20 protein-coding genes and 1 pseudogene are annotated in these 23,151 nt (G+C 61.2%); 3 read left to right on the top strand and 18 right to left on the bottom strand.

Going from position 1 to position 23,151, the window contains the following annotated elements:
- Nucleotides 1-211 precede the first annotated feature (211 nt).
- The 16 genes from dtd to hutC all read right to left on the bottom strand — a co-directional run bounded on the left by dtd (nucleotide 212) and on the right by hutC (nucleotide 18,639).
- Entirely contained in the window at nucleotides 212-649 is a 438-nt protein-coding gene (gene dtd, locus AC07YV_RS00105) for a D-aminoacyl-tRNA deacylase (RefSeq protein ID WP_015093112.1), read from the bottom strand.
- Nucleotides 646-1,617 (bottom strand): prolyl aminopeptidase, encoded by a 972-nt coding sequence (pip, locus tag AC07YV_RS00100; RefSeq protein WP_095964593.1) that lies wholly within the window; start codon nucleotides 1,615-1,617, stop codon nucleotides 646-648. The genes dtd and pip overlap by 4 nt, the downstream gene beginning before the upstream one ends.
- Nucleotides 1,618-1,721: 104 nt before the next feature.
- Nucleotides 1,722-2,627 (bottom strand): alpha/beta hydrolase, encoded by a 906-nt coding sequence (locus AC07YV_RS00095; RefSeq protein ID WP_102698550.1) that lies wholly within the window; start codon nucleotides 2,625-2,627, stop codon nucleotides 1,722-1,724.
- A 154-nt stretch (nucleotides 2,628-2,781) separates the two neighbouring features.
- Entirely contained in the window at nucleotides 2,782-3,738 is a 957-nt protein-coding gene (locus AC07YV_RS00090) for a choline ABC transporter substrate-binding protein (protein ID WP_102698549.1), read from the bottom strand.
- Between the two features lie 210 nt (nucleotides 3,739-3,948).
- Nucleotides 3,949-4,752: an N-formylglutamate deformylase gene (hutG, locus tag AC07YV_RS00085; protein ID WP_102698548.1), complete on the bottom strand. Its 804-nt coding sequence runs from the start codon at nucleotides 4,750-4,752 to the stop codon at nucleotides 3,949-3,951.
- A 10-nt stretch (nucleotides 4,753-4,762) separates the two neighbouring features.
- Nucleotides 4,763-5,968 carry an imidazolonepropionase gene (gene hutI, locus AC07YV_RS00080; RefSeq protein ID WP_102698547.1) on the bottom strand — a complete coding sequence of 402 codons (1,206 nt, stop codon included), beginning with the start codon at nucleotides 5,966-5,968 and terminating at the stop codon, nucleotides 4,763-4,765.
- Between the two features lie 17 nt (nucleotides 5,969-5,985).
- Nucleotides 5,986-7,395, bottom strand: a complete 1,410-nt coding sequence (locus AC07YV_RS00075; protein WP_102698546.1) for an amino acid permease — start codon at nucleotides 7,393-7,395, stop codon at nucleotides 5,986-5,988.
- A 136-nt stretch (nucleotides 7,396-7,531) separates the two neighbouring features.
- Nucleotides 7,532-9,064 carry a histidine ammonia-lyase gene (gene hutH / locus AC07YV_RS00070; protein ID WP_102698545.1) on the bottom strand — a complete coding sequence of 511 codons (1,533 nt, stop codon included), beginning with the start codon at nucleotides 9,062-9,064 and terminating at the stop codon, nucleotides 7,532-7,534.
- 119 nt (nucleotides 9,065-9,183) lie between these two features.
- Nucleotides 9,184-10,707 (bottom strand): histidine ammonia-lyase, encoded by a 1,524-nt coding sequence (gene hutH, locus AC07YV_RS00065; protein ID WP_102698544.1) that lies wholly within the window; start codon nucleotides 10,705-10,707, stop codon nucleotides 9,184-9,186.
- A 132-nt stretch (nucleotides 10,708-10,839) separates the two neighbouring features.
- Complete coding sequence (locus tag AC07YV_RS00060) at nucleotides 10,840-11,670, bottom strand: quaternary amine ABC transporter ATP-binding protein (RefSeq protein ID WP_007975542.1); 831 nt, start codon at nucleotides 11,668-11,670, stop codon at nucleotides 10,840-10,842.
- The gene (locus tag AC07YV_RS00055) at nucleotides 11,667-12,518 is read right to left on the bottom strand and encodes an ABC transporter permease (protein ID WP_007975541.1); all 852 of its coding nucleotides are present in this window, start codon (nucleotides 12,516-12,518) and stop codon (nucleotides 11,667-11,669) included. The genes AC07YV_RS00060 and AC07YV_RS00055 overlap by 4 nt, the downstream gene beginning before the upstream one ends.
- Nucleotides 12,519-12,588: 70 nt before the next feature.
- Nucleotides 12,589-13,557: an ABC transporter substrate-binding protein gene (locus tag AC07YV_RS00050; RefSeq protein WP_095964585.1), complete on the bottom strand. Its 969-nt coding sequence runs from the start codon at nucleotides 13,555-13,557 to the stop codon at nucleotides 12,589-12,591.
- A 69-nt stretch (nucleotides 13,558-13,626) separates the two neighbouring features.
- Complete coding sequence (locus AC07YV_RS00045; protein WP_102698543.1) at nucleotides 13,627-15,096, bottom strand: purine-cytosine permease family protein; 1,470 nt, start codon at nucleotides 15,094-15,096, stop codon at nucleotides 13,627-13,629.
- Between the two features lie 140 nt (nucleotides 15,097-15,236).
- On the bottom strand, nucleotides 15,237-16,904 hold the full coding sequence (gene hutU / locus AC07YV_RS00040) for a urocanate hydratase (RefSeq protein WP_102698542.1): 1,668 nt from the start codon (nucleotides 16,902-16,904) through the stop codon (nucleotides 15,237-15,239).
- 444 nt (nucleotides 16,905-17,348) lie between these two features.
- Nucleotides 17,349-17,918: a HutD/Ves family protein gene (locus tag AC07YV_RS00035; RefSeq protein ID WP_102698541.1), complete on the bottom strand. Its 570-nt coding sequence runs from the start codon at nucleotides 17,916-17,918 to the stop codon at nucleotides 17,349-17,351.
- A gap of 10 nt (nucleotides 17,919-17,928) precedes the next feature.
- Complete coding sequence (gene hutC / locus AC07YV_RS00030) at nucleotides 17,929-18,639, bottom strand: histidine utilization transcriptional repressor HutC (protein ID WP_162135916.1); 711 nt, start codon at nucleotides 18,637-18,639, stop codon at nucleotides 17,929-17,931.
- A gap of 146 nt (nucleotides 18,640-18,785) precedes the next feature.
- On the opposite strand from hutC, the gene AC07YV_RS00025 reads away from it, so the two are divergent.
- Nucleotides 18,786-20,150, top strand: a complete 1,365-nt coding sequence (locus AC07YV_RS00025; protein WP_102698540.1) for a formimidoylglutamate deiminase — start codon at nucleotides 18,786-18,788, stop codon at nucleotides 20,148-20,150.
- Nucleotides 20,151-20,233: 83 nt separating this feature from the next.
- Here AC07YV_RS00025 and AC07YV_RS00020 read toward each other — a convergent pair whose 3' ends face one another.
- Together AC07YV_RS00020 and AC07YV_RS00015 are read right to left on the bottom strand one after the other, a co-directional pair.
- Nucleotides 20,234-20,803, bottom strand: a complete 570-nt coding sequence (locus AC07YV_RS00020; RefSeq protein WP_102698539.1) for a lipocalin family protein — start codon at nucleotides 20,801-20,803, stop codon at nucleotides 20,234-20,236.
- A gap of 30 nt (nucleotides 20,804-20,833) precedes the next feature.
- Entirely contained in the window at nucleotides 20,834-21,088 is a 255-nt protein-coding gene (locus AC07YV_RS00015; protein ID WP_007975531.1) for a hypothetical protein, read from the bottom strand.
- A gap of 284 nt (nucleotides 21,089-21,372) precedes the next feature.
- On the opposite strand from AC07YV_RS00015, the pseudogene AC07YV_RS00010 reads away from it, so the two are divergent.
- Nucleotides 21,373-22,407 (top strand): annotated as a pseudogene (locus tag AC07YV_RS00010) (HAMP domain-containing protein); the annotation flags it as partial.
- A 93-nt stretch (nucleotides 22,408-22,500) separates the two neighbouring features.
- A partial coding sequence (locus AC07YV_RS00005) for a methyl-accepting chemotaxis protein (protein WP_494990258.1) occupies nucleotides 22,501-23,151 on the top strand: 651 nt, incomplete at its 3' end.

Raw genomic sequence — 23,151 nt, 5'->3', positions numbered from 1 at the left:
GCATTGTTCCGACTCCGCTGGGGCGAAATGATTCCCCAATCGGATCCAGACAAGTCTCTACCTAAGTCAAAATGGACCAACGAACGCTGATCCCCGTAGCGCGCGATTATCTAGTAGGCCGCGTTACAACGCATCAGGGGTAACAAAGTATTTATCGCGATAAAGCCCTGTTTTCAGTCGAAATGAGCGTAAAAACTTGTTTCAAGCACTTTCAGGTCTGTAACAGGAAGGTTACCGGGCCATCATTGACCAGGTGCACCTGCATATCCGCGCCGAATCTACCTGATGCCACAGTGCCATGCACCTGTTTCGCTTTGCTTAATAGATAGTCGAACAGTTCCTCACCCAAGGCCGGAGGGGCCGCAGTCGAGAAACCCGGACGCAGCCCGCTTCGGGTATCGGCAGCCAGGGTGAACTGAGAGACCAGCAGCAGCCCGCCGCCCACATCCGCCAGGGACAGATTCATCTTGCCCTCAGCGTCACTGAACACCCGATAGTTAAGCAGTTTATTAAGAAGTTTGTCGGCGCTGGCCCGCGTATCGTCTGGCTCAACGGCCACCAGGACCAGCAATCCCTGATCAACGGCACCCACGACTTCGCCGGCAACCTCGACTCGTGCGCCACGCACCCGTTGCAGCAGACCCTTCATGCCTCGTCAGGCGCCAGGTCGAGCAGACGCCGGGCCATCTGATCGGCGGCGCGGACCAGCGCGTCGGTGATGCCCGGTTCGGAAGCGGCATGACCGGCATCGCGGATGACCTGCAGTTCGCTGTTCGGCCAGGCTTGATGCAATTCCCAGGCGTTATCCAGCGGGCAGATCACGTCATAGCGGCCATGGATGATCACGCCGGGCAAATGGGCGATCTTGCCCATGTCGCGGATCAACTGGTTCGGTTCCAGGAAGGCGTGGTTGCTGAAGTAGTGGCATTCGATGCGGGCAATCGACAAGGCACGCTGTGGCTCGGAGAAGCGATCGACCACCAGCGGGTTCGGACGCAGGGTCGCAGTACGGCCCTCCCAGGTGGACCAGGCCTTGGCCGCGTGCATCTGGGCAATCTGGTCGTTGCCAACCAGACGCTTGTGGAACGCGGTGAGCAAATCGCCGCGCTCGTCCAGCGGGATCGGCGCGATATAGTCCTGCCAGTAATCGGGGAACAGACGGCTCGCGCCAGCCTGATAGAACCATTCGATTTCCTGCGGACGGCACAGAAAAATCCCGCGCAGGATCAGACCGTGTACGCGCTCAGGATGGGTTTGCGCATAGGCCAGCGCCAGGGTCGAACCCCAGGAGCCGCCAAACAGCACCCATTTGTCGATGCCCAGGTGCTGGCGAATCCGCTCCAGGTCGGCGACCAGATCCCAGGTGGTGTTGTTTTCCAGGCTGGCGTGGGGAGTGGAACGACCACAGCCGCGCTGGTCGAAGGTAACAATGCGATACAGGTTGGGATCGAAGAAGCAACGACTCTGGGCATCACATCCGGCACCGGGGCCGCCGTGGATGAACACCACCGGCAAACCTTCCGGTGAACCGCTTTCGTCGACATACAGCGTGTGGGTCTCGTCGACGGCCAGATCGTGCCGGGCGTAGGGTTTGATCTGCGGGTACAAAGTCTGCATTGCGCACTCCGTATGGGGTCGAGGTCATCCCTGGGGGGACTTCTATTATTCTGCCGTCCGGCATCATAAACCCGAATTACGTCAATGAGCATGCCCCTGCGGAGTCAGAGTTTTGCCGCCAGGTATCCGAACAGGGTCTGGTACAGCTCATCGACCTCGGCCACCTGCCCGCGGGCCCGCAAACAGCCATGAACCAGACCCTCACCGACATACAGCGTGGCAGCACCGCCCGCAGCATTCAGTCGCTCGGCATACTGCACACCGTCATCACGCAACGGGTCGAATTGCGCCACGGCGATCCAGGCCGGTGGCAATCCCCTGAAATCCGTGGCGAGCAATGGCATGGCGTAGGCGCTCGGCTGGCGGGTGCCCCGCAGGTAAAGGGCGTGATAGCAATCGACGTCACTGCTGCTGAGTAACGGCGCGTCGACGCACTCACTGCGCGATGGCAGCCGGTGATCGCCGCCCAACCCCGGATAGATCAGAACCTGCGCGCACGGCAACGGCTCGCCGGCATCGCGCAGTGCCAGGCACAACGCTGCTGCGAGATTGCCGCCGGCACTGTCACCGGCCACCAGCATGCGCTCCGGATCGAGTTGAAACGGCCCGGTGCGCAGTGCTCGCCAGACCTTCAGGCAATCATCGAACGCAGCGGGAAACGGATGCTCCGGTGCCCGGCGATAATCGACGGCGATCACCAGCACACCGAGTGTCGATGCCAGTTCGGCACAGATGAAATCGTGGGAGTCCAGGTCCCCCACCACCCAGCCGCCACCATGCAGGTAAACGATGCACGACGTACTGCTGGCCGGTGGCTGATAGGAACGGACAGCAACGCCGGACAACACGAAGTCGACCACATACAACCCGGCGGGACGTACTGGGGTAAACGCCCGGCACATCTCGCTGTAGGCCAGGCGCAATCCGGTGAGGCTGCTGTCGGTGCTGTTGAAACTGACGGTTTTCTCGACGAATGCCGTCATCTGTCTGGAAAGCGGGTAAGAAGCCATGAGCCGGATGCCCGTTCAGGGAAATGTGTGGGACCCACCCTGTGGGAGCGAGCCTGCTCGCGAAGAGGCCGGCACATCCAACATCAATGTTGACTGTCAGACCGTCTTCGCGAGCAGGCTCGCTCCCACAGGTCTTGCACAAATCAGACGGGGGTCAGTTCTTCAGGCTGGCCTGAACTGTGGCGATGCCGTCCTTGCCATCGAAACTGCTGACCCCGGCCAGCCAGCGCTGCAGGTCTTCGGGATGTTCGCGCAGCCATTTTCTAGCGACATCCTGAGCCGTCTGGCGCTCCATGATCGGTACCATCAGCTGGCTTTCCTGGGCAGCGGTGAAGGTCAGGTTCTCCAGCAACCGATTGACGTTCGGGCAGCGCTCGGCGTAATCCGGGGCGGTGACGGTGGATACGGTCGCCGCACCTTCGTTCGGCCCGTACACGTCTTCGCTGCCGGTCAGGTAGGCGATCTTCATGTTGATGTTCATCGGGTGCGGGGTCCAGCCGACGAATACCACGAACTCCTTGCGATTCACCGCCCGCTGCACGGCCGCCAGCATCCCGGCCTCACCGGACTCGATCAGTTTGAAGTCCTTCAGGCCGAAGTGATTGGTCTCGATCATCGTCTTGATCGTGGTGTTGGCACCGCTGCCCGGCTCGATGCCGTAGATCTTGCCGCCGAGCTGGTCTTTGAACCTGGCGATGTCGGCGAAGGTTTTCAGGCCCGCCGCTGCCACATAGTCAGGGACCGCGAGGGTGGCCTGGGCATCGGCCAGGCTCGGTTTGTCCATGACCTTGACCTGATTGGCCGCCACAAACGGCGCGATGTTCTTATCCATCGCCGGTTTCCAGTAACCGAGGAAGATGTCGAGGCGCTTGTCACGGATGCCGGCAAAGATGATTTGCTGCACGGCGCTGGTTTGCCTGCTTTCGTAGCCCAGACCATTGAGCAGCACATCGGCCATGCCGCTGGTGGCAATCACATCGGTCCAGTTGACCACGCCCATGCGCACGGCCTTGCAGGAGGCGTCGTCCGCGGCCAGGACGCTGGTGCTCAGGAGAGCGGTGCCGCAGAGGATTGAGAGACAGCGGGCGAACAGACCTTTGGGGCTTGTCATAGAGAGCATTCTCGTGCGGCAGCGGATTATTGTCGGGCCGGTGTCTTTGTGCACCGTGGCCAGAACAATACGCAGCAGACGAGCGGTAAAAGCGACCTGTGGCGACCGTGTTTTGCACGGTGGCGACAAAAAAGATCGCAGCCTTCGGCAGCTCCTACAGGTAAACGCGAATCCCCTGTAGGAGCTGCCGCAGGCTGCGATCTTTTGATCTCAAGCGCCGTAGCGCTGCTGCCCCCACGCGAGCAAACCTTGCAGCAACTCCTTCAACACCACCCGCGTCGGCTCCGCCAGATCCGCCCGATAACGGAACGGCTCGAACTCTTCCATGTACGTGCACTGCCCGAGTTCCAGTTGCACAGCGTGGATGTTCTCGCCCGGGTTGCCGTAATGGCGGGTGATGTGGCCGCCCTTGAAGCGTCCGTTCAACACGTGGGTGTAATTGTCGTGGCGCGCGCAGATCGCTTCCAGTCGGGTCGCCAGCTGAGGATCGCAACTGGCGCCATTGAAGGTGCCGAGGTTGAAGTCCGGCAGTTTGCCGTCGAACAGGTGCGGGATGATCGAGCGGATCGAGTGTGCGTCGAACAGCAGCGCGTAGCCGAACTCGGCCTTCAGTCGCGCCAATTCCTGCTGCAGGGTGCTGTGGTACGGCGTCCAGATTTGTTCCAGATAGGTTGCGCGCTCCTCTTTCGAAGGCTCCAGCCCTTCACGGAATAACGGGATACCGTCGAACAGCGTCGCCGGGTACAGGCCCGTGGTGGCGCCGACGTACAAAGGTTTGTCGTCGGACGGCCGGTTCAGGTCGATGACGAAGCGCGAGTATTCGGCGGCCAGGGTGCTGGCGCCCAGTTCAGCGGCGAAGTCATACAACTGCGGAATGTGCCAGTCGGTGTCCGGCAGGCTTTTCGCGTCGGGGATCAATCCAGCCTCGACCGCAGGCGTCAGACGTACGCCAGCGTGGGGCATGCTGATCAGCAGCGGTACGCGGCCTTGTTTGAAGTTAAGTACCTTATCCACAACGGCTCTCCTACAGATTTGTCTCGACGCCGTGGCGCACGACGCGTTTTTCCAGGTCGCCGCCCAGCCAGTACGACAGGTCGGCCGGACGATCGATTTGCCAGGCGACGAAATCCGCGACCTTGCCGGCTTCCAGCGAGCCGTGGGTATCGGCCATGCCCAGCGCGGTAGCGGCGTGAATCGTGGCACCCGCCAAGGCCTCTTCCGGGGTCATGCGGAAGCAGGTGCAAGCCATGTTCAGCATCAGGCGCAACGACAGTCCCGGTGAGGTGCCCGGGTTGAGGTCGCTGGCGATGGCGATTTTCACGCCGTGCTTGCGCAGGGCATCCATCGGCGGCAATTGGGTTTCGCGCAGGAAGTAAAAGGCCCCGGGCAACAACACCGCGACGGTACCGGACTCAGCCATGGCGATGGCGTCGTCTTCGGTCATGAACTCCAGGTGATCGGCGGACAACGCGTGGTAACGCGCCGCCAGGCTCGAGCCGTGCAGCGACGACAATTGCTCGGCGTGCAGCTTCACCGGTAAGCCCAGTTCCTGTGCGGTGATGAATACGCGCTCGACCTGCGCCGGCGAGAACGCCAGGTATTCACAGAATGCATCCACCGCGTCGACCAGCCCTTCGGCCGCCAGGGCCGGGAGCATGTCGGCGCAGATGTGATCGATGTAATCGTCGGCGCGATCGGTGTATTCCGGCGGCAAGGCGTGGGCGGCCAGACAAGTGCTGCGCACGCTGACGGGCAGTTCGGCACCGAGGCGACGGGCCACACGCAGCATCTTGCGCTCGTTGGCCAGGTCCAGGCCGTAGCCGGACTTGATTTCGATACTGGTGACGCCATCGCGCATCAGGCTTTTCAGGCGCTTGGCGGCACTGGCGAACAGTTCGTCTTCGCTGGCCGCGCGGGTGGCGCGCACGGTACTGGCGATACCACCACCGCTGGCGGCGATTTCCGCGTAGCTGACGCCTTGCAGGCGCTTTTCGAATTCACCGCTGCGGTTACCGCCGAACACCGTGTGGGTGTGGCAGTCGATCAGTCCCGGGGTGACCCAGGCGCCTTCGAGATCATTGACGGCCGGGTAATCCCCCGCCGGTAGTTCAGCGCGCGGGCCGATCCACTCAATGAGCGCGCCTGACGTCACGATGGCCGCATCCTCGATGATCGAGTAGACGCCTTGCGCCATGGTTGCGACGTGACAGTGTTGCCAGAGCGTTTTCATCCTTGGCCTCCGTTAGGTTATCGATGAGAAAAAGTCGGGTCCGGTGTCACCAGGGCTGCCTGGCCTGCCGCCGGTTTCACCCAGGTCAGGTAGGCCAGCACCAGCAGCACGATCCACACCACGCCGACTATCAGGGCCGCCTGGGTGTCCGGGAAGTAGCCCAACACGCCGAAGACGAACAGCATGAAGGCAATCGCCGCTATCGGTGCATAAGGCCAGAACGGTACCGGGAATTTCAATTGTGCGACCTGCTCGGCGCTCATGGAACGACGCATGGCCACCTGGGTAAACAGAATCATCAGCCAGACCCAAACCGTGGCAAAGGTCGCGATGGAGGCGATCAGCAGAAACACGTTTTCCGGGATCAGGTAGTTCAGCAACACGCCCAGCAACAGCGCGGCGCTCATCACCACAACGGTCATCCATGGCACGCCGTTGCGCGACAACCGCGCGAAGCCCTTGGGTGCGTGGCCCTGCTGAGCCAGGCCGTACATCATGCGGCCAGCACCGAAGATGTCACTGTTGATGGCCGAGATCGCCGCCGAGATCACCACGATATTGAGGATGGTCGCCGCCGAGCTGATGCCCAGATTGTCGAAAATCTGCACGAACGGACTGCCCTGGCTGCCGATCTGCTGCCATGGAAAGATCGACATCAGCACCAGCATCGTCAGGACGTAGAACAACAGGATGCGCAACGGCACGGCATTGATCGCCCGGGGCAGCACATGCTGCGGGTCCTTGGCTTCACCGGCGGTCACACCGATGATTTCAATCCCGCCGAACGCGAACATCACCACCGCGAACGAAGCGATCAGACCGCTCACGCCATTGGGCATGAAGCCGCCATGGCTCCAGAGATTGCTGATGTCGGTCGCCTGGGCGCCGGGCGCCGTGCTGATGCCGAACAACATGATGCCGAAGCCACCCAGGATCATCGCGACAATGGCCGCGACCTTGAGCAGCGACAGCCAGAACTCCATTTCACCGAAGACCTTGACGTTGCACAGGTTCAGGCCGCCTACCACCGAGACGATGCCCAGCACCCAGATCCAGCGGGAAACCTCCGGGAACCAGAAGCCCATGTAGATACCGAATGCAGTGACGTCGGCCATGCCGACGATGACCATTTCGAATGCGTAGGTCCAACCGAGGATGAAGCCCGCCATCGGTCCGAGATAGGTGCTGGCGTACTGGCCGAAAGAGCCGGCCACGGGATTGTGCACAGCCATCTCACCGAGGGCGCGCATGACCATGAACACCGCCGCGCCACCAATCAGGTACGCGAGCAGCACCGCAGGCCCGGCCATTTGAATGGCCGAGGCAGAACCGTAAAACAGCCCGGTGCCGATTGCCGACCCCAGCGCCATGAAGCGAATATGTCGGGCAGAGAGCCCGCGTTTCAAACCCTTTGCTGACTGTTGCATTGCTCGTCCTTAATTGTTGTTATTCGACGCAAAATCGAATCGCCTCCTGCAGGAACTGTCGAGCGCAACGAGGCTGCGATCTTTTAAAAGCAGGATCAAAAGATCGCAGCCTGCGGCAGCTCCTACATTGGAGCCCTTACAGGCTCGGCAGCAACTTCGCCGAAACCAACTCGTTCAGGCAGCGCGAGGCCAACAACTCGGTCGCGGCATTGATGTCCGGCGCGAAGAAGCGGTCCTTCTCATAGAACGGCACTTCGTTGCGCAGGATGGCGCGGGCCTGTTCCAGTTTTGGCGAAGTCTTCAGGCCGTTGCGCAGGTCCAGGCCCTGAACCGCGGCCAGCCATTCAACCGCGAGAATCCCGCGAGTGTTCTCGGCCATTTCCCACAGACGCTTGCCGGCTGCCGGCGCCATCGACACATGGTCTTCCTGGTTGGCGGAGGTCGGCAGGCTGTCCACCGAGTGCGGATGGGACAGCGCCTTGTTTTCGCTGGCCAGTGCCGCGGCGGTCACCTGGGCGATCATGAAGCCGGAGTTCACGCCGCCGTTGGCCACCAGGAACGGCGGCAGTTGCGACATGTGCTTGTCCATCATCAGCGAGATGCGGCGTTCGCTCAGGGAGCCGATTTCAGCGATGGCCAGGGCCATGTTATCGGCGGCCATGGCCACCGGCTCGGCGTGGAAGTTGCCGCCGGAAATCACGTCACCCTCGGCAGCGAACACCAGCGGGTTGTCGGAGACGGCGTTGGCTTCGATGGCCAGCACTTCGGCGGCCTGACGGAACTGGGTCAGGCAGGCGCCCATGACTTGTGGCTGGCAACGCAGGGAGTACGGGTCTTGTACCTTCTCGCAGTTCTCGTGGGAGTCGGAGACTTCGCTGCGCTCGCCCAGCAGATCGCGATAAGCGGCGGCCGCGTCGATCTGGCCTTTCTGGCCACGGGCCGCATGGATGCGAGCATCGAACGGCGAGCGCGAGCCCAGTACCGCTTCAACGGTCAGGCCGCCCAGTGCCAGGGCACCGGCGAACAGGTCTTCACCTTCGAACAGGCCACGCAGGGCGAACGCGGTGGACACCTGAGTGCCGTTGAGCAGCGCCAGGCCTTCTTTCGCGGCCAGGGTCAGCGGGGTCAGGCCGGCGACTTTCAGCGCTTCGGTGGCTTCCATCCACTCGCCCTTGTAGCGTGCCTTGCCTTCGCCCAGCAGCACCAGCGACATGTGGGCCAGAGGCGCCAGGTCACCGGAAGCACCGACCGAACCTTTCAGGGGAATGTGCGGGTACACCTCGGCGTTGATCAGGGCGATCAGCGCGTCGATCACCACGCGGCGGATGCCGGAGAAACCACGGCTCAGGCTGTTGACCTTGAGCACCATGATCAGACGCACCAGTTCGTCGCTGATCGGCTGGCCGACACCGGCGGCGTGGGACAGCACCAGCGAGCGCTGCAGGTTTTCCAGGTCTTCGCTGGCGATGCGGGTCGAGGCCAGCAGGCCGAAACCGGTGTTGATGCCGTAGGCGGTGCGGTTCTCGGCGAGGATCTGCTCCACGCAGGCCACGCTGGCTTCGATCTGGGCTGCAGCACTGTGATCGAGGGTGATTTTGACCGGTTGCTGATAGACATCACGCAGTTGGGCAAGGCTCAGTTGGCCGGGAATCAAATTAAGCGCAGTCATGTTCATTCTCCTTTTGAGAGTTTGTTGTTAACTACCAGACGCTCCGGAAATATCCGTTGTCCGTCGCTTCCCCCTTTTTAAGGGGGCTGGCGCCTTGGCACGCTGGTCTTGTTTGGAAATCAGTTCAAGTTCGGTAAGGTTTTTTGCAGCAAAGCAGGGTCTTTCAGAACGCCGGCAGCGGCAGCGATGTCCGGCGCCAGCCAGCGATCCTGGTCATAGGCCGGAACGCGCTCGCGCAGCAGACGCCAAGCGGCATCGGTGCCCGCGCCGAAGCGTTGCTCTTTCAAGAATTCAAACGCCTGGGCCGCCAACAGGTACTCGATGGCGAGGATCTGCGTGCAGTTTTCCAGCGCGCGATGCAGCTTCAGCGCGGCGTTGGTGCCCAGACTCAGGTGATCTTCCTGCAGACCCGATGTCACGTAGTTATCCAGCACCGCCGGTTGCGCCAGCTGACGGTTTTCCGCACACAGGGAAGCGGCCACGTATTGCACGATCATCATCCCGGAGTTCACCCCCGGGTTGGCCACCAGGAACGCCGGCAAGCCGCTGACGTGCGGGTTGATCAAGCGGTCCAGGCGACGTTCGGCAATGGAGCCGATTTCCGCCATGGCAATCGCCAGCAGGTCCGCGGCCATGGCCACGGACTGGCCGTGGGGGTTGGCCTGGGACACCACGCGGTAGTTGTCCGCAGTCCCCAGCACCAGCGGGTTGTCGGTGGCGCCGTTGAGTTCGGTTTCGATCTGTTTGGTCGCGTGCACCAATTGATCGCGCGCAGCGCCATGCACTTGCGGGATCGAGCGAATGCTCAGGGCATCTTGCGTGCGAATGCCTTTGCTCTGGGCGATCACTTCACTGCCGTCGAGCAAGGCGCGCAGGTTGATCCCGACCTGTTGCATGCCAGGGTGGGGCTTGAGCGCGATGATCTCGGCATCGAACGCGTCGATCTGCCCGCGCTGGGCTTCGAAGCTCATGGCACCGATCACGTCGGCCCATTCCAGCAGGCGCGTAGCGTCGGCAATGGCCAGGCAGCTCAGGCCGGTCATGCACGGCGTGCCGTTGACCAGGCACAAACCGTCCTTGGCGCCAAGCTTGACCGGCTGAAGGCCTTCTTCGGCCAGCGCCTGTTGCGCGGCAACGATCTGCCCGCGATAGCTGACATTGCCCACGCCCAGCAGCGCGATGCCGATGTGGGCCATGTGGGTCAGGTAGCCCACGGAACCCTGGGACGGCACCTGCGGGGTGATGCCCCGGTTGAGCAGCGCCAGCAGCGCTTCGACGACCTGACGGTGCAGGCCGGATTTGCCGTGGCTGTAGTTGACGATGGCGGCGCACATGATCGAGCGGGTCTGCTCGTCGGCCAGTGGTGCACCAACGCCGCAGGCGTGGCTGAGCAAGGTATTGCGCGACAATTGGCTGAGTTGCTCGTCCTGCAGCGAGACGTTGCACAGCGCGCCCAGGCCGGTGTTGATGCCGTAGGCGCGTTCGCCGCTGGTGACGATGCGCTGGACGATGGCCTGGGCGTTTTCGATGCGCGCCCAGATCGGCGCCGACAGTTCAAGCTGCGCGCCATGACGAGCGACGGCGACCACATCCTGCCAAGTGACCTGCGCTTGGGTGATAACGATTTTTTCAGCCTGGGACATCTTCAACCTCATCCAAATATTGATGCAGCTTCACCGCCGCCTTCGCGAGCAGGCTCGCTCCCACATTGGAATGCATTTCCCTGTGGGAGCGAGCCTGCTCGCGAAGAGGCCAGCTCACTCACTGCAAATCTCTTAAACCACCGCCGCCCGACGCTGCACAAAGCGGTCGACATACTCATCCGCCGGCGAGTGCAGGATCTCTCTCGGCGTGCCGACCTGGATCAGGCGGCCATCCTTGAGGATCGCGATGCGGTTGCCGATGCGCACGGCTTCGTCGAGGTCGTGGGTGATGAAGACGATGGTCTTGTGCAGGGTCTTTTGCAGTTCCAGCAACTGGTCCTGCATCTCCGCACGAATCAGCGGGTCGAGGGCACTGAAGGCTTCGTCCATCAGGATGATGTCGGTGTCCGCCGCCAGGGCGCGGGCCAGGCCCACACGCTGGCGCATGCCGCCGGAAAGCTGATGCGGGTATTTGTTTTCGTAGCCCTTGAGGCCCACGGTGTTGATCCAGTGCAGCGCACGCTCGGCGCACATGGCTTTGCTTTCACCACGGATTTTCAGGCCGTAGGCGACGTTGTCCAGCACGCTCTTGTGCGGCAACAGGCCGAAGCTCTGGAACACCATGCTGATCTTGCGCCGGCGAAATTCGCGCAAGGCTTCCATGTCGTACTGCAGGATGTCCACGCCGTCCACCAGGATCGCCCCGCTGGTCGGATCGATCAGGCGGTTGAAGTGGCGTACCAGGGTCGACTTGCCGGAGCCCGACAGGCCCATGATCACGAAAATCTCGCCGCTGCCAATGCTCAGCGACAGGTCGTTCACGCCCACCACGCAGCCGGTTTCGGCCAGCACCTGATCCTTGGTCTTGCCCTGGCCGACCATGGCCAGCGCGTCCTTGGCACGGTTGCCGAATATCTTGAAGACGTTTTTGACTTCGATCTTGCTCACGGTTGCGTTGTTCATTTGCTCACCTCATGCCGTGCGCGACCGTACGCCTGTGTAATGCGGTCGATCACCACAGCCAGAATCACGATCGCCAGACCGGCTTCGAGGCCACGTCCGACGTTCAGGGTCTGAATCCCCACCAGCACGTCTTCACCCAGGCCACGGGCACCGATCATCGAGGCGATCACGACCATCGACAGGGCCATCATGGTGGTCTGGTTGATACCCGCCATGATGCTCGGCAGGGCCAGCGGCAGTTGCACGCCGAACAGTTGCTGCCAGCGGTTGGCACCGAAGGCGTTGATCGCTTCCATCACTTCGCCGTCGACCTGGCGAATGCCCAGATCGGTCAGGCGGATCAGCGGTGGCGCGGCGTAGATCACGGTGGCGAAAATCGCCGGGACCTTGCCCAGGCCAAACAGCATCAGCACCGGGATCAGGTACACGAAGCTCGGCATGGTCTGCATGATGTCCAGCAAGGGCATCAGCACCGAACGCAGGCGATTGCTGCGTGCCGAGAGAATGCCCAGCGGAATGCCGATCAACACCGAAATGATCGTCGCCACCATCATCAGCGCCAGGGTCTGCATCAGCTTGTCCCAGAGGCCGACCGCACCCACCAGGAACAGCAGGCCGACGATCACTGACGTGGTCACGACTTTACGGGTCGCGTGCCAGGCCACGCCCGCCACGATCGCCAGCATCAGCCACCAGGGCGCCGCACGCAGCAGGCTCTCAAGATTGACGATGGCCCACAGCAGCGTATCGGAGATGTGCCGGAACACGTCGCCGTAGTTGGTGACCAGCGAATCGACCCAACCGTTGACCCAGTCGGCGATGGAAAAGGTAAAGCTTTCGGGAAACATAAGAGACTCTCAATCAAGGGGTTGCGATCAAGCGTCCGACTGCCGTTGCCGGCAGTCGGAAAAGCCCAACCTACAAGGCCGCGTCGATTTTCTTGGCTGCGTCTTCGCTCACCCACGCGTGCCAGACTTCAGGATGTTCCTTCAAGAAGATCTTGGCCAGTTTTGGCGACTCGATCCGCTCTTTGGTCATGCGTCCCAGGTTCTGGTTCAGCAGGTCGATCGGCACGTTGACCTTTTCCAGCACGGCCACCAGTTCCGGGGCTTCGTCGTGGAAGGTCTTGGACAGGCCGACCTTGATGGTCACAGTCTTGTTCACGCCTGGTTTCTCTTCGAGTTTCACCACGTCGACCTGGCCCATCAGCGGCGTTGGCGACCAGTAGTAGAACAGGATCGGCTCGCCACGCTTGTAGCTCGACAGCACGGCGGCATCCAGCGCCGGGCCGGTGCCTGGGCGGAAGTTGGTGTAGGTGCTTTCCAGGCCGTAGCTTTTCAGCATTTCGCTGTTGTCGAGTTCACAGGTCCAGCCGGCCGGGCAATTGTAGAAACGGCCCTTGGATGGCTCTTCGGCGTCCTTGAAAACGGCCGAGTACTTGGCCAGGTCGGCAATATTCTTCAGGTCCGGCGCCTTGGCTTCCAGCTTGCGCTTGGCGTCGCCTTCGATCACGTAGCGCGGCACGTACCAGCCTTCGATCGCACCCACCACCGGCGCGCCGACACCGACGACCTTGCCGGCCTTCTCAGCCTTGTTCCAGACTTCGCTACGGCCGACCCATTCTTCGGCAAACACTTGAATATCGTTGCTGCTCAGGGCGTTTTCCATGGTGATGGAGTTGCCCGGCAGGCTGTCGGTCTTGCAGTCGTAGCCTTTCTCCAACACGACTTGCATCACGTCGGTCAGCAGCATGGCGCTTTCCCAGTTCAAACCGGCAAATTTCACCGGCTTGCCCGACTCGCACCAACCCGCCGCCTGAGTGGCGCCAGCGCTGGCCAGCAGGCCCATGGAAAGCAATGTGGTCAGCAGGGTCTTGTTCGATTTCATTGTTTTGACGCTCCTAATCATGAATTGGCTTACGGCAGTCAAGAGGCATCCAGCCCTGTCCACGTCCAATCAGGCCTGCGCCGCAGCGCGACCGACATTCAGCTTTTGTTCGGTGACCGCGTCCTGCTCGACCGGCAGGATCAAACGATCAGGCACTGTGCCGTGCCATTTTTTCGCACACAGGTAATACAGGGCTGCGGGAATCACCAGACCGATGATCCAGGAAATATCCACATCACCCAGGGCCGCCACCAGCGGACCGGTATAGAACTTGGTGGAGATGAACGGTAGCTGCACCAGCACACCGAACACATAGACGCTGATACCGAGAAGGTTCCAACGACCGTAGCGACCGTTCGGATCGCCCAGCGCCGGCACGTCATAGCGCTCGCGAGTGATGCAGTAGTAGTCCACCAGGTTGATCGCACTCCATGGCGTGAAGAACGCCAGCAAGAACAGGATGAAGGACTTGAACGCACCGAGGAACGAGTGCTGGCCGAGCAACGCCATCAGGGTCGCAGCACCGACGATGACCAGCACGAAGACCAGACGCTGCAAGCGCGTGACTTTCAGGTCACCGCGGAAACCGCTGATGATGGTCGCGATGCACATGAAGCTGCCGTAGGAGTTCAGCGTGGAAATGGTGACCTTGCCGAACGCGATGCTGAAGTACAGCAGCGCAGCGGTGGCACCGGTCCCGCCCAGACCCACGATGTAGGCCACTTCGTGGCCGGCGAATTGCCCGTTGGCCGAAGCGGCAGCGAACACGCCGAGGACCATCGCCACTTGTGCACCAATGACCGAACCTGCGCCTGCGGCGAAAAAGGTTTTCACCGAGGAAATCTTGCTCGGCAGGTAGCGAGAATAGTCAGCCACATAAGGGCCGAAGGCGATCTGCCAGGACGCCGCGAGCGACACCGCGAGCAAGAAACTGCTCCAGCTGAAGTGGCGGATCTGCAACAGAGCGCCAACGTCAACCTGGCTGATCAGACGGCTGAACAGATAAACAAAGGCAATCACGCCAATGACACTGGCAACACGGCCGATCCAATGGATCACCCGATAACCGAGCACCGTGACCAGCACGATGACACTGGCGAAAAGGAGGATACCGACGGTGTCGCTGACGCCAAACAACTGGCCCAGCGCCTGGCCGGATAACACGGTTCCCGTTGCGGTGAAGCCCAGGTACATCAAGCAGACCAGCACGATCGGGATGGCCGCGCCGTACACGCCGAACTGTACCCGGCTGGAAATCATCTGTGGCAGGCCGAGCTTGGGGCCTTGCGCCGCATGCAGCGCCATCACGCCGCCACCGAGCAATTGCCCGATCAGCAGGCCGATCAGCGACCAGAACACGTCACCGCCCAGCACCACGGCCAGCGCCCCAGTGACAATCGCGGTGATTTGCAGGTTGGCACCCATCCACAGGGTGAACTGGCTAAACAGACGACCGTGTCTTTCCGCTTCCGGGATGTAGTCGATCGAGCGTTTCTCGATCAACGGTTTGTTGCCTGCACGCTCGCTGTTAACAGCCATGGTTCAACCTCTATGGATTGTTATTCTTGGTTAACTCGATCCCTGTAGGAGCTGTCGAGTGAAACGAGGCTGCGATCTCTTGTTTTTAAAAGATCAAGATCAAAAGATCGCAGCCTGCGGCAGCTCCTACAGGGCAAGCATTACTTGCCGGTAATCATCGGCAGGTTCAGCCCTTGTTCCTTGGCGCAGTCGATGGCGATCTGGTAACCGGCATCGGCATGACGCATAACGCCAGTGGCCGGGTCGTTGTGCAGCACGCGAGCGATACGCTCGGCCGCTTCGTCGGTACCGTCGCAGACGATCACCATGCCCGAGTGCTGGGAGAAGCCCATGCCGACGCCGCCGCCGTGGTGCAGCGACACCCAGGTCGCGCCGCTCGCGGTGTTGAGCAGGGCGTTGAGCAGTGGCCAGTCGGACACGGCGTCGGAACCGTCTTGCATCGATTCGGTTTCGCGGTTCGGGCTCGATACCGAGCCGGAGTCCAGGTGGTCGCGGCCGATCACGATTGGCGCGGACAGCTCACCGCTACGCACCATTTCGTTGAACGCCAGGCCCAGCTTGGCACGCAGGCCCAGGCCAACCCAGCAGATACGTGCCGGCAGGCCCTGGAAGCTGATGCGCTCGCGCGCCATGTCCAGCCAGTTGTGCAGGTGGGCGTCGTCCGGGATCAGCTCTTTTACTTTAGCGTCGGTCTTGTAGATGTCTTCAGCGTTGCCCGACAGCGCAGCCCAACGGAACGGGCCGATACCGCGGCAGAACAGCGGACGGATGTAGGCCGGTACGAAGCCTGGGAAGTCGAATGCGTTTTCCACGCCTTCTTCCTGGGCCATCTGACGGATGTTGTTGCCGTAGTCGAAGGTCGGCACGCCCATTTTCTGGAAGTCCAGCATCGCTTTGACGTGCACGGCCATCGATTGCTTGGCGGCCTTGATCACTGCGGCAGGTTCAGTCTTGGCGCGAGCGCGGTACTGGTCCCAGGTCCAGCCGGCAGGCAGGTAACCGTTGAGCGGGTCGTGGGCGCTGGTCTGGTCGGTGACCATGTCCGGGCGCACGCCACGCTTGACCAGTTCCGGCAGGATTTCAGCCGCGTTACCCAGCAGCGCGATGGAGATCGCCTTGCCTTCCTTGGTGTACTTGTCGATACGCGCCAGCGCGTCGTCGAGGTCTTTGGCTTGCTCATCGACATAACGGCTTTTCAGACGGAAATCGATGCTGACCTGCTGGCATTCGATGTTCAGCGAGCAGGCGCCAGCCAGTGTCGCGGCCAGAGGCTGGGCACCGCCCATGCCGCCGAGACCGGCGGTCAGGACCCACTTGCCCTTGAGGTTGTCGTTGTAGTGCTGGCGACCGGCTTCGACGAAGGTTTCGTAGGTGCCCTGGACGATGCCCTGGCTGCCGATGTAGATCCAGCTGCCGGCGGTCATCTGGCCGTACATGGCCAGGCCTTTGGCGTCGAGTTCGTTGAAGTGTTCCCAGCTCGCCCAGTGCGGCACCAGGTTGGAGTTGGCGATCAGTACGCGCGGCGCGTTGGTGTGGGTCTTGAACACGCCGACCGGCTTGCCGGATTGCACCAGCAGGGTCTCGTCGTCATTCAGGTTGGTCAGGCTTTCGACGATCTTGTCGTAGCATTCCCAGTTACGGGCAGCGCGACCGATACCACCGTAAACCACCAGTTCCTTAGGGTTCTCGGCGACTTCCGGGTCGAGGTTGTTCATCAGCATGCGCAGCGGCGCTTCGGTCAGCCAGCTCTTGGCGGTCAGCTTGTTACCGCGGGCAGCGCGGATTTCAACGTCACGAAATTTAGTCACGAAAAGAACTCCTCAGCAATCAATCCAAAACCAACCCAGGCAGTGGGCGAGCAAGCCAATGGGCATCAGTGCACACCGGCGAATCAGTGGACGATGGTTGAGTCCTCGTGACTCATACACATACGTCTTTACTTGTACATACAAGCATATGCAATCAAGCGGCCAACTTGTTGGATGAGCATTCAAGAAAAATCCTGAAACGGCTGGAGAGCGCCTGGAACAAGGGCTCCGGGGAAGATGAAATTTTTCGGAGGGGATTTTTGGCGGGTGTGGGGTTTGTTACTTGGGCGTGGTTTTGCGCCGCACTGGGGCGTTCGGTAACAAGTTGGTGCGCTTTTGGGAACGGTTAAAAGCAAAAGATCGCAGCCTTCGGCAGCTCCTACAGGGGAACGCATTCCAAATGTAGGAGCTGCCGAAGGCTGCGATCTTTTGACGATTTGTGAATCAGCGTGCGGTCAGCTCAATCACGCAGCAGGCGGCGCTGGTGGAGACTTCCAGTAACCCACCGTTACCGACCAATTGCAGGCAATCATGGCGACCCAGTTGCGAGGCGTCGGCATTGACCTTCACCTCCAACGCTTCACTGACACTGAACACCAGCACAGTCCCCGCCTCGCTGAAAAACCGCTGTTCACTGTCCAACCACTGCAACCGTGCACGGTAACGCTGCGGCGCGTAGATCAGGTTGAAATCACGGATCGGCCCGCCGAGCAGCGTGCAGGAGACATGACTCTCGCCACTGAAGGCAAACGGGTCGAGCGGTAACAGTGAGCGCGTGATCTGGCCATCCACCGACAAGCTCATGCCGTCACCCTGCAACACGGTGATGATCCGCTCATAACCGGCGAAGGTGGAAAACCCGCCCGATTCGCCAATGTCGGCAATCGACAGGCGCCAGCCAAACCCATCCAGGCCGGTGCCGGCATCGCGGGTGATTTCTTCGGTGCTGCCGCCGCCGTTTTTCCACGGCATGCGCGGGTAATCGACCGCGCGCAAAACTTTCAGACTACTCATTTATGGCTCTCTATTTATGAAACCGACCTTCCAGACGATGACGGGAACCGGGGTGGATCAAGCGAGCGGCGGTCACCGGCTGGCGGCCGGACCAGGTGCGGCGACGGATCAGCAGGCACGGCTCGCCCTTTTCAATCTGCAGCAATTTGCATTCGGACGGCTCGGCCAGGATCGCCTCGACCACGTGCTCGCCTTCGGTCAGCGGCGCGACCTGGTTCAGGTAGGCGTAGGGCGTTTGCAGGGTGAAGTCCTGCTTGAGGTAATCCGGCGCCACCAGCGCGTTGACGAAACGGTCTTCGATCTGCACCGGAATATCGTTTTCAAAATGCACGATCAGCGAATGGAACACCTTCTGCCCTTCGCGCATGTCCAGGGCCAGGGCGCGCTCGGAACCGGCGGCCTCTTCTTCAAGGGTAATGACCTTGCAGGTGTGGCGATGACCGCGAGAGGCGATTTCATCGGCGATGTTGTGCACTTCGAACAGCGCGGATTGGCTTTTCGGCTCGGCGACGAACGTACCGACGCCTTGCATGCGCACCAACAGACCGTCGGCAGTCATCTCGCGCAGGGCACGGTTGATGGTCATGCGGCTGAAGCCCAACTGGCTGACCAGCTCACTTTCCGACGGAACGCGGTAGTGCGGCGGCCAGTTTCCGCTGTCGATTTGCTGGGTGATCATTTGTTTGACGCGGGCGTACAAGGGCGCCGGACTGTCGCCCATGTTCGCGGCCAACGGAGAGACTGGAGGCGGAGTCGGCACGGTTAATCCTTGGTCGTTTAGTTGATGTCGCTAGCTTGCCGGAGTTTACCGGGCAGGCAAACGTCTGTATATGTATATACAAATAACACACGATGGGGTGCTGAACCATGTCCGCCTTCTTTGCCGAACGCGCGCTGCTGCCTAGTGGATGGGCCAACAATGTACGTCTTGAGGTCAGCGCCGATGGCGTATTGACCCATATCCAGGCCGATTCTCATGCAGATGGCGCCGAGCGGTTGAGCGGTCCGCTGCTGCCTGGCATGCCGAATCTGCACTCCCATGCCTTCCAGCGGGCCATGGCCGGGCTGGCGGAAGTGGCGGGAAATCCGAACGACAGTTTCTGGACCTGGCGCGATCTGATGTACCGTCTCGTCGGAAAAATCAGCCCGGAGCAACTCGGCGTCATCGCCCGTCAGCTGTACATCGAAATGCTAAAAGCCGGTTACACCTCGGTGGCGGAATTTCATTACGTACACCATGACATCAGCGGCCAACCTTATGCCGACCCGGCTGAACTGGCCCTGCGTATCAGCCAGGCAGCAGGCTCCGCGGGCATCGGTTTGACCCTGTTGCCGGTGCTCTACAGCCACTCCGGTTTCGGTGGCCAGACCCCGAACGAAGGCCAGCGCCGCTTCATCAACAGCACCGAAAACTACCTCAAGCTGCAATCGCGCCTGCAACCGGTCCTGGCACAGCAACCGGCTCAGTCCCTGGGATTGTGTTTCCACTCATTGCGCGCGGTCACGCCGCAGCAGATCAGTGAAGTGCTGGCAGCCAGCGACAAGCAGTGCCCGGTGCACATCCACATCGCCGAGCAGCAGAAAGAAGTCGACGACTGCCTGACCTGGAGTGGTCGTCGTCCGCTGCAATGGCTGTACGAAAACGTCGACGTCGATCAACGCTGGTGCCTGGTCCACGCGACCCACGCCAACCCGGAAGAAGTCACGTCGATGGCCAAGAGTCGTGCCATCGCCGGCCTGTGCCTGACCACCGAAGCCAACCTCGGCGACGGGATCTTCCCGGCGGTGGACTTCCTCGCCCAGGGCGGCCGCATGGGCATCGGTTCCGACAGCCATGTGTCATTGAGCGTGGTGGAAGAATTGCGCTGGCTGGAATACGGCCAGCGTTTGCGCGACCAACGGCGTAATCGATTGTATGGCGCGGAGCAGCCGATGGTCGGACGCACGCTGTTTGATGCCGCGCTGGATGGCGGCGCCCAGGCACTGGGTCAGCCGATTGGCGCGCTGGAAGTCGGCAAGCGCGCCGACTGGCTGGTGCTCGACGGCAACGATCCGTATCTGGCAACAGCCAGCGGCGACGGAATTCTCAACCGCTGGCTGTTTGCCGGTGGGGATCGTCAGGTGCGGGATGTGCTGGTCAATGGCCAGTGGGTAGTGCGTGACGGGCGCCATGCCGGAGAAGAAGAAAGCAGCCGCGCCTTCACCCAAGTCCTGCGCGAATTGCTCGGGTAAAAGCAAAAGATCGCAGCCTGCGGCAGCTCCTACAGGGGATTGATGTTGACCCTGTAGGAGCTGCCGCAGGCTGCGATCTTTTTTCAGTTCGAGGTCTTGGCCATCTGCTGTTCCGACGCCCGCCAGATCAACCGGGTGGTGTCGTAACCCTGCTGACGCGCCCTGCTCAGCAGCTCCTCACGCACCACTCCATTTACAGTCGGCGTGCGCGACAACAGCCACAGATACTTGCGACTCGGGTCACCGACGATGGCGGTCTTGTAGTCATCGCTGACGTACAGCACCCAGTACTCGCCCTTCGCCGTACCCGGGATCAGCCTGGAAAACCAGGTATCGAACTCGACCCGCAGCTTGTCGTTCTTGCCGGGCACCTCCGGATAAGCCGTGCCCTTGACCTCTTCCCATTGCCACTGCGCTGTCAGACAGCGGTTCAATACCGCGACGTTGCCATCGGGTTTAAGCGTGTAATGGGCTTCGGATTGCGCGCAGTCGCGCTGGAAGTACATCGGCAGACGAGCCAACTCGTACCAGGTGCCCTGGTAGCGCTTGAGGTTGACGCTGTTGGCCGTCTTGGGCGCCAAAGGGTCCGGGCCAGACGAGGCACAGCCAGCCAACACCAGGCCGGCAAAAAGGATGATCAATAACCGCTTCATTATTTTTCTCCCGTGGGCGAACGCCCCGGTTTACTTCAGGCCTTGGCCGGAAAACATCAGCACTTTGTCACCGGCGAACTGCACGCTGATAAAGCTGTTTTTGTCGCCCCAGGTGCAACTGGACATGCCGAGCGCGCCTGAACAATCGGCGGGTTTGCCCAACAGGGTTTCCACATCGGCCTTGGCCATGCCGGCCGAGAGCTTCGAGTAGTTTTCCTGATTGACCTTGCTGCAGGCAGCGAGCAATACGCAGAACGAAAGCAGGGCGATGGAACGCAGCGACATGGTGAAACTCCGGGGGGCGTAGGGGATTGGCATGGCTGCCAAGCTGAAGCTTAGAAGAGAAAACCCCTGTGAGGTTCCGTGCCCGGCAGGCTATTTATCGGGCCACTCGTCTGCCTTTTGCCGAAAATCAACCACTTTCCTCGTTCACCGGGCATTTCGTCGTTTTTCAGCAAAATCCGCCTAATCTTTAGCGCCGCTCAGTCGACATAAATGCAACGCAATGCCACGTCGGTGGCATTTGCTCCCCCATTTTGTAGAACAGCCCCTCTGCGGTAGCTCATCCCATGACCAGAAACATGAAGTTCAGCCACAAGATCTTGCTGGCTGCCGCCCTCGTGGTGGCCGTCGCATTCGCTTGTTTCATCCTGTTCAACGACTATCGCCAGCGCGAAACCCTGCGCAACAGTACCGAAGCCTCGATGCAGGAACTCGGCAGCCTGACCACCAGCAACATCCAGACCTGGCTGGAAAGCCGCATGCAGTTGCTGCAGTCGATGGCCCAACAGGTCAGCGCCGACGGCAGTGCGCCCGCCGGCCTGAAACGGATCATCGACCTGCCCGCCTACACCGGCAACTTCCAGCTGAGCTACTTCGGTGGCGCCGACGGCGTGATGTTCTCGGTCCCGGCGGGCAACCGTGCGGCGGACTACGACCCACGTGCCCGTGGCTGGTACAAAGCGGCCAATAGCGCACAACAGACCATCGTCACCGAACCCTACATCGCCGCCTCCTCCGGCAAACTGGTGATCACCGTGGCCACCCCGGTAAAGCACCAGGGCCAGATGATTGGCGTCGCCGGCGCCGACATCGACCTGTCCAGCGTCAGCGCGATCATCAACTCGCTGAACTTCGGTGGCCACGGCCATGCGTTCATTGTCGGTGCCGACGGCAAGATCCTGATTCACCCGGACAGCAAGCTGGTGCTCAAGAACCTGGCCGAGGCCTATCCGAGCGACACGCCGAAAGTCAGCCCGGGCCTGAAAGAAGTCGAGATCGACGGCAAGCGCCAGTTCATCTCCTTCACCCACGTCAACGGCGTGCCATCGGCGGACTGGTACGTGGCACTGGTGCTCGACCAGGAAACGGCGTTCTCGATGCTCAGCGAATTCCGCACCTCGGCGATCATCGCCATGGTGATCGCCGTAGTCATCATCATCGCCCTGCTGGGCATGCTGATCAGCCTGCTTATGCAGCCGCTGCTGACCATGGGCCGCGCCATGCACGACATCGCCGAAGGCGAAGGTGACCTGACCAAACGCCTGACCATTCACGGTCTCGACGAATTCGGCGCGCTGGGGCTGTCGTTCAACCGCTTCGTCGAACGCATTCACACCTCGATCATCGAAGTGGCCTCGGCCACAGGGCAGGTCAACGAAGTAGCGCTACGCGTAGTGGCCGCGTCGAACTCGTCGATGTACAACTCCGACCAGCAAGCCTCGCGCACCAGCAGTGTGGCTGCGGCGATCAACCAGCTCGGCGCCGCCGCCCAGGAAATCGCGCAGAACGCCGCCCTCGCCTCGCAGCACTCCAGCGACGCCCGCAACCTGGCCGAAGACGGCCAGCAAGTGGTGGATAAAACCATCGCGGCGATGCAACAGTTGTCGGCGAAGATCAGCGACTCGTGCGGCAACATCGAAACCCTCAACAGCAACACGGTCAACATCGGGCAGATCCTGGAAGTGATCACCAGCATCTCCCAGCAGACCAACCTGCTGGCGCTCAACGCCGCCATCGAAGCGGCCCGCGCCGGTGAGGCCGGTCGCGGTTTTGCCGTGGTGGCCGATGAGGTGCGCAACCTCGCTCACCGCACCCAGGACTCAGCGCAGCAAGTGCAGACGATGATCGAAGAGCTGCAAGTCGGCGCCCGCGCAGCGGTGGGCATCATGACCGACAGCCAGCGCCAGAGCGAAAGCAGCGTCGGCATCGCCAACCAGGCCGGCGAACGCCTGGGCAGCGTGACCCAGCGCATTGGTGAGATCGACGGGATGAACCAGTCCGTGGCGACAGCGACCGAAGAGCAGACCGCCGTGGTGGAGTCGATCAACGTCGACATCACCGAGATC

Source organism: Pseudomonas sp. GW456-E7 (assembly GCF_059424105.1).
The sequence above is the reverse complement of the archived record's forward strand: the minus strand, read 5'-3'. Positions and strand labels throughout refer to the sequence as shown.